The organism is Mesorhizobium sp. M5C.F.Ca.IN.020.32.2.1, assembly GCF_004023105.1.
GTDB lineage: Bacteria > Pseudomonadota > Alphaproteobacteria > Rhizobiales > Rhizobiaceae > Mesorhizobium > Mesorhizobium wenxiniae.
Window position 1 is genome coordinate 1 of the sequence record NZ_RZSX01000428.1, and the last position, 5,324, is coordinate 5,324.

Annotated in this window: 7 protein-coding genes; 4 read left to right on the forward strand and 3 right to left on the reverse strand. The window is 61.3% G+C overall.

What is annotated here, in order from left to right; all coding sequences use genetic code 11:
- From EOA86_RS20685 to EOA86_RS20695, 3 genes are all read left to right on the forward strand, one after another.
- Window positions 1-267: RNA-binding S4 domain-containing protein (locus EOA86_RS20685; protein ID WP_128343340.1), on the forward strand; the 267-nt coding region annotated here is incomplete at its 5' end.
- Window positions 268-493: 226 nt separating this feature from the next.
- The gene (gene fdxA, locus EOA86_RS20690) at window positions 494-832 is read left to right on the forward strand and encodes a ferredoxin FdxA (RefSeq protein ID WP_023762879.1); all 339 of its coding nucleotides are present in this window, start codon (window positions 494-496) and stop codon (window positions 830-832) included.
- Between the two features lie 470 nt (window positions 833-1,302).
- Window positions 1,303-1,884, forward strand: a complete 582-nt coding sequence (locus EOA86_RS20695; protein ID WP_027152934.1) for a CarD family transcriptional regulator — start codon at window positions 1,303-1,305, stop codon at window positions 1,882-1,884.
- Between the two features lie 101 nt (window positions 1,885-1,985).
- On the opposite strand, the gene EOA86_RS20700 is transcribed toward EOA86_RS20695, so the two are convergent.
- The 3 genes from EOA86_RS20700 to EOA86_RS20710 all read right to left on the reverse strand — a co-directional run bounded on the left by EOA86_RS20700 (window position 1,986) and on the right by EOA86_RS20710 (window position 4,372).
- Window positions 1,986-2,759, reverse strand: coding sequence for an amino acid ABC transporter ATP-binding protein (locus tag EOA86_RS20700; RefSeq protein WP_127212161.1), 774 nt, complete (start codon window positions 2,757-2,759; stop codon window positions 1,986-1,988).
- The gene (locus tag EOA86_RS20705; protein ID WP_128343342.1) at window positions 2,756-3,436 is read right to left on the reverse strand and encodes an amino acid ABC transporter permease; all 681 of its coding nucleotides are present in this window, start codon (window positions 3,434-3,436) and stop codon (window positions 2,756-2,758) included. Before EOA86_RS20705 ends, EOA86_RS20700 begins: the two co-directional genes overlap by 4 nt.
- A 162-nt stretch (window positions 3,437-3,598) precedes the next feature.
- Entirely contained in the window at window positions 3,599-4,372 is a 774-nt protein-coding gene (locus EOA86_RS20710) for an amino acid ABC transporter substrate-binding protein (protein ID WP_128343344.1), read from the reverse strand.
- 331 nt (window positions 4,373-4,703) lie between these two features.
- Between EOA86_RS20710 and EOA86_RS20715 the strand changes: the two genes are divergently transcribed.
- The coding region (locus tag EOA86_RS20715) for an RNA polymerase factor sigma-32 (protein WP_128343346.1) at window positions 4,704-5,324 on the forward strand (621 nt) is incomplete at its 3' end.

The window sequence follows — 5,324 nt, forward strand, 5'->3', positions numbered from 1 at the left end:
GCAGCGCAGGCCTCCGATCTGGTCCGCGCCGGCGACGTCCTGACCATCACTCTCGAGCGGCGCATCTTCGTCTGGAAGGTGCTCGGCACGGGAAGCCGGCGCGGCCCCGCAGAGGAAGCGCGCTTGCTCTATGAGGATATGTCGCCACCGCCGGTGCCAAAAGGCGAGGCCGTTCCCGATGCGATTCCCGCACTGCGCGATGCCGGCAGCGGCCGCCCCACCAAGAAGGAACGCCGGGAGACCGACCGGCTGCTCGGCGGTGACTGACGCATAACTGGCTTTCGTCGCATGGCCGTCTGGAATTCCATTCCGGAAACGCCGGTATCGCGCGCAATGGCTGCTCTTGCAAGCGGCGGGCAAAGACGTTACCTCACCAAAAAAGCCTACCGCATTGGGGAACACGATGCGTGAATTCAAAGCGTTGGAGCGTGCATTTGTGCGTCCGATTGGACGCACCTCGCTCTGATAAAACGTGACGTCCCGGAGCCGACTGATGACCTATGTCGTGACCGATAATTGCATAAAATGCAAATACATGGACTGCATCGAGGTCTGTCCGGTCGACTGTTTCTATGAGGGCGAGAACATGCTCGTCATCCATCCCGACGAGTGCATCGACTGTGGCGTCTGCGAACCGGAATGCCCGGCCGACGCGATCAAGCCTGACACCGAGCCGGGGCTCGACAAATGGCTGCAGATCAACACCGAATATGCCGATAAATGGCCCAACATCACCGCCAAGAAGGAGCCTCCGGCCGACGCCAAATCCTTCGATGGCGAGGCCGGCAAGTTCGAGAAGTATTTCTCCCCCGAGCCCGGCGAGGGCGACTAGCGCCTGACTCCGAAAATCGGAATCGATTTTCGAAAAGTATCATGCGCAAGATCAAAACTGTCACAGCGTCCCGTGCACGTCCAAAACGGGCGCGTGGCGCTGTAACGGCGACGCCGATTTGATCGGCATGACGCGGCGTAATAGGCACCGCACATTAACTGCCTTGATAGCGGAGATCGCGCTTGACCTTCGCGCGTGCAGCAAAACCTTGATTCTTCCGACTTTTTGTGCTATATCAGCCAAACATGCCGGTGACACAACGTCGATTTATGGCGCAAACGCCCCAAATCACTGAAAGGTGAATTTCTCAATCCGGACCAGAGTGATCTGGGGCAGGCAGTCGCAATTGTGCGGCTTGCCGACCTCGGCTTTTCCGGTGGTTTCGTAGTTGTGCGGCTAACGATCGGTTACCCGATCGCGCGAGTTCGGCCGGCAGAATGCCGGTACCACACCAAGGAGTTCATGGCGTAATGGCAACAATCACCCCGCAGAAGAAGTCCAGCGCAGCGCGTCACGGTTTTAAGACCGGCGAGTACATCGTCTATCCGGCGCATGGCGTCGGCCAGATCGTCTCGATCGACGAGCAGGAAGTTGCGGGCCACAAGCTGGAACTGTTCGTCATCGACTTCCAGAAGGACAAGATGCGTCTGAAGGTTCCGGTTGCCAAGGCGACCTCCATCGGCATGCGCAAGCTGTCGGAAGAGGATTATGTCGATCGCGCGCTGAAGGTCGTGCAGGGCCGCGCCCGCGTCAAGCGCACCATGTGGTCGCGCCGGGCTCAGGAATATGATGCGAAGATCAATTCCGGCGACCTGATCTCGATCTCGGAAGTGGTGCGCGACCTCTACCGCGCCGACAACCAGCCGGAGCAGTCCTATTCCGAGCGCCAGCTTTATGAGGCGGCACTCGACCGCATGGCGCGCGAGATCGCGGCCGTCAACCGCATGTCGGAAACCGAGGCGGTGCGCCTCATCGAGGTGAACCTCAACAAGGGTCCGAAACGCGGCGCCAAGGCCGACAACGAAGAAGCCGAGCAAGAAGAAGCTGCCTGAGCGCTTCTCGCCCTCGAATTGGAAAACCCGGCCTCGCGCCGGGTTTTTCTTTGTATGCATGTCGTTATCCCAAACCGCTACGAACTTTTAGGCGACATGCATTAACCTTCGCCGCCTCCTTCCTTCTCTGCCTCCTGCTTCAGTGTCGCGATGAACCGCCTGGTTCGCTGGCGCTCCGGATTGCTGAACAGGACAGCGGCGGGGCCTTTCTCGACGACGCTGCCGGCGTCGAGGAACACCACCTCCTGCGCGATTTTCGATGCGAGGCGCAGGTCGTGCGTCGCGATCACCATGGTGGTCCCCTCGCGGGCGAGCTGGCTGAGCACGTCGACCACCTCCTGCGCCAGTTCCGGATCGAGCGCCGAGGTCGGCTCGTCGCACAACAGCACTTTCGGCGATGGCGCCAGCGCCCGGGCGATCGCAACGCGTTGCTGCTGGCCGCCTGACAGCGTCGCCGGCCAGGCATCGGTCTTATGCGCCATCCCGACCTTTTCGAGCAGAGCGAGCCCCCGCTCGCGCGCCCTCGTCGTCGGCCATTTCAGCACCGTCACCAGCCCCTCCATGACATTCTCGATCGCGGTGCGGTGTGGGAACAGCTGGAAATTCTGGAACACCATGCCCGTCTGCAGCCGCAGGCGCCGGATGGCCGTTGCGGAAACCTTGCCGCCGGGGTGGAATTCGAGCGCGTCGTCGCCGATGCGCACCGTGCCCGAAGTCGGGATCTCAAGCAGGTTGATACAGCGCAGAAGCGTGCTTTTCCCGCCGCCCGAGGGACCGACAAGGGCTGTGACGCTGCCTTCCTCGATGGTGACGGTCACGCCCTTCAGCACGAGGTTGTCGCCGAAGCGCTTCTCGATGTCGGTGAGGCCGATCATGAACGCGCCTCCAGGAAGCCGCCATAGCGGTTAAGTCGCTTTTCCAAGCGCGTCTGCAATGCCGACAGCACCGAGCTCAGCGCCAGATACAGGGCCGCCGCCTCAATATAGAGGATCAGCGGCTCATAGGAGGTGGCGACGATCCGCTGCGCCGCCTGGAACATTTCCGGCACGGTGATGGCGGCGGCCAGCGATGTATCCTTGACCAGCGAGATGAAGGTGTTGGACAGCGGTGGCACCGCGACGCGGCCGGCCTGCGGCAGTATGGTGCGCCGCATCGCCTGGCTCCAGGTCATGCCGATCGAGTAGGCCGCCTCCCACTGCCCCTTCGGCACCGAGCCTATGACAGCGCGGATGATTTCCGACGTATAGGCGCCGATGTTGAGCGTGAAGCCGATCAACGCGGCTGAAAAAGCGTCGAGCAGGATGCCGACCGAGGGCAGGCCGTAGAAGATCAGGAAGAGCTGCACCAGAAGTGGCGTGCCACGGAAGATCCAGACGTAGAAGCGGACCACGGCGACCAGCGGCTTCGGGCCGAACAGCCGGACAAGCGCCGCAACCAGCCCTACGAAGAGACCGAATGCGAACGACAGGAGCGTTAGCGGAACGGTGAAGATCAGCGCGGCCCATAGCAGCGTCGGCAATGAGTCCAGCATCAATTGCAGCCAGTGCGGCACGAAAACCCTCCTTGCGAGATTGCCGCCCAAAAAAAGCGGCCCGGCAGCATCGAGGCGCGACCGTACGATCGTCATATCACGCGAAAAGCGGCGGCCGTCAAAGACGGCTCGCCGCGATGCTTGCCATGCGGGCCGGCAACCGGCCCGCTCCGTGCAATGCGCTTACTTCGAAACGTCCTGGCCGAAATAGGTGTCGGCGATCTTCTGGTAGGTGCCGTCGGCCTTGATGTCGGCCAGTGCCTGATTGATGGCGGCGACCAGTTCCGGATCGCCCTTGCGCACGATGACGCCGGAATAGTCGGCGTTTTCTTCCTGCGCGGCGATCTTCACATTGGCGTCGGGCTTTTGCTTCTTGAAATCGAGGAAGGACAGGCTGTCGTTGATGGTGGCGTCGGCGCGGCCGGTAAGAAGCAGCTGGATCGATTGGTCGAAACCATCGGTGCCGACGAGCTCGGCGCCGTTCGTTTCGGCGAGTTTGCCGAAATTCGAAGTCAGCGACTGCGCCGCCTTCTTGCCCTTGAGGTCGGCAAAGCTCTTGATATCGGTATTGTCGCCGCGCACGATCAGCACCGCTTTGGAAGCGACGTAGGGATCGGAGAAATCATACTTGGCCTTGCGCGCCTCGGTGATGCCGACCTGATTGATGACGGCGTCATAACGCTTGGCGTCGAGGCCGGCGATCAGCCCGTCCCATTTGCCTTCGAGGAATTCGGCCTTGACGCCGAGGCGCTCGGCAATCGCCTGGGCTATCTCGACGTCGAAGCCGACCAATGCACCCGAGGCATCATGATAGGTGAAGGGGGCATAGGTGCCTTCGGTGCCGACCTTAAGGACGCCGACCTGCTTGATCTGATCGAGATTTGCGCCGGCATGGCCTGATGTGACGGCCAAAACCTGCAGTGTTCCGGCGACGATAAGCGATTTGAGCCATTTCATTTTTCTGTGATCCCGTCCTTGACCGGCGTCCGGCGCATTTGTTGAGCGCCGGAAACTGACAGATGCAGGCTGGCGAAATAAGGAACCGGATTTCAAAAATAAGATGCTTTTGAAATCCAATTCTCAAAACGATATCGAGTCACGCCAACCGACCGCGTAGCGACCGCCGCAACGAGCTTTCGCCAGTGCAATCCACGCGACATCAGCGGCGGAACCATTCACCCGCGTGGCACGTTCTTGGCTGTTGTAGGGCGCGGCGTCGCCAATTCAACCACGATGCCAGCTCAGGGTCGAGCGATCGCACCGCAACGCCCGGAACAGGGAGCGTGGCATGATGGAAGATATGGCAGGGCGAACCATGGTCCGCGCGGCGATGAAAGCCCCCTATCTCGAGCGCGACGAGGAGCATCTTCTCGCGCTGCGCTGGAAGCAAGACAACGACCAGCAGGCGCTGCACCAAATCGCCATGGCGCATATGCGGCTGGTCATTTCCATGGCCTCGAAATTCCGCCACTACGGTCTGCCGCTCGGCGACCTGGTCCAGGAAGGCCATGTCGGCCTGCTGGAGGCAGCGGCCCGTTTCGAACCGGAGCGCGAAGTGCGGTTTTCGACCTATGCGACGTGGTGGATCCGCGCCTCGATGCAGGACTATATCCTGCGCAACTGGTCGATCGTGCGTGGCGGCACCAGTTCGGCGCAAAAGGCGCTGTTCTTCAATTTGCGGCGCCTGCGCGCCCGCTTGGCGAACGGCGCCGAGCCGATCTCGAATACCTCGCTCTACCGCGAGGTGTCGGTGGCGCTCGGCGTCTCGGAGGCCGACGTGGCGATGATGGACTCCCGCCTTTCGGCACCGGATAGCTCGCTCAACCAGCCGCTCGCCGACGATGCGGGCGCCACCGAGCGAATGGATTTCCTGGTTTCTGACGATCCTTTGCCGGACGAGGTCGTAGGC